Annotated in this window: 1 protein-coding gene; it reads right to left on the bottom strand. The window is 72.8% G+C overall.

What is annotated here, in order from left to right:
- Nucleotides 1-242: 242 nt before the first annotated feature.
- Nucleotides 243-1,130 carry an alpha/beta fold hydrolase gene (locus AOJ26_RS34170; RefSeq protein ID WP_053852250.1) on the bottom strand — a complete coding sequence of 296 codons (888 nt, stop codon included), beginning with the start codon at nt 1,128-1,130 and terminating at the stop codon, nt 243-245.
- Between the last annotated feature and the right edge of the window lie 59 nt (nt 1,131-1,189).

The following is a 1,189-nucleotide window of genomic DNA, read 5'->3' on the forward strand; positions in this document are numbered from 1 at the left end:
GCCTCCTGGGAGTGGTGGGCAGAGGCCTGCGGAGGGGGGACCACCGGTGAGGTTCCCGGTGGGGGCGGCGACCCGCGACGACCATCCTCTTGTTGAGTACGTGACAACAAGACGGGTGACGGAATCCTGACTTCCGCCTTACTCAAGGGTGTTGGGGGATTGCTGATCGATGGTGGGCGGATGGGCGGGCGATGGCCACGGCTTGACCGTCCACGCTGGTCCGTGCCGCGTACGCCTCCCGCTCAGCCGTTGGTGTGGCCGGTGGTCTCCCAGAACCTGCGCAGGGCGCCGGCGAGTGCCTCCGGCGCCTCCTCGGCCATGTGGTGCCCGGACTCGATCGGGCCGCCTTCTGGAGGGGTGGTCGCCCAGTCGCGCCAGACGGCCAGGACGTCGCCGTAGAGGTCCTCCATGTCGTCGCGCGTGGCCCACAGGACCTGGAGCGGGCAGTCGATGCGGCGGCCGGCCCGCCGGTCGGCGTCGTCGTGCTCGCGGTCGACGCCGAGGCCGGCCCGGTAGTCCTCGCACATGGCGTGCACGGTGGCCGGGTTGTGGATCGCCTGCCGGAAGTCCTCGTACGCCTCGGCGCCCATCTGCTCGGACGTGGCCGTGTACCAGGCGTCGGGGTCGGCGTTGATGACGCGTTCGGCGGGCTTGGCCGTCTGGCCGAGGAAGAACCAGTGCCACCAGCTCGCGGCGAAACCGGCGTCGCAGCGGCGCAGGGCCTCCCCGATGGGGATCGCGTCCAGCACGCTGACGGCGGACACGGCCTCCGGGTGGTCCAGGGCGAGCCGGGTCGCCACGTACGCGCCCCGGTCGTGCCCGACGACCGCGAACCGCTCGTGCCCGAGCCGGCGCATGACCGCGAGGCAGTCGCCGGCCATGGCGCGCTTGGAGTACGGACGGTGTGCCGCGTCGGTCGCGGGCTTGTCGGAGCGGCCGTAACCGCGCAGATCGGGGCAGACGACGGTGTGGCCGGCCGCGGCCAGCAGCGGGGCGACGCGGTGCCAGGTGGCGTGCGTGCGGGGATGGCCGTGCAGGAGCAGCACGGCCGGGCCGCTGCCGCCGTGCCGCACGCGCAGCCGGACGCCGTCGTCGCCCTCGCACCACGTCAACTCGAAACCGTCGAACACACCAGCCTCCCGGACAACGTCGTCGAGGCTCGGCTGCCCCGGGGGGCGGGATTCATGGG

This window comes from Streptomyces sp. NRRL B-24085 (assembly GCF_001282115.1).
Taxonomy (GTDB): domain Bacteria; phylum Actinomycetota; class Actinomycetes; order Streptomycetales; family Streptomycetaceae; genus Streptomyces.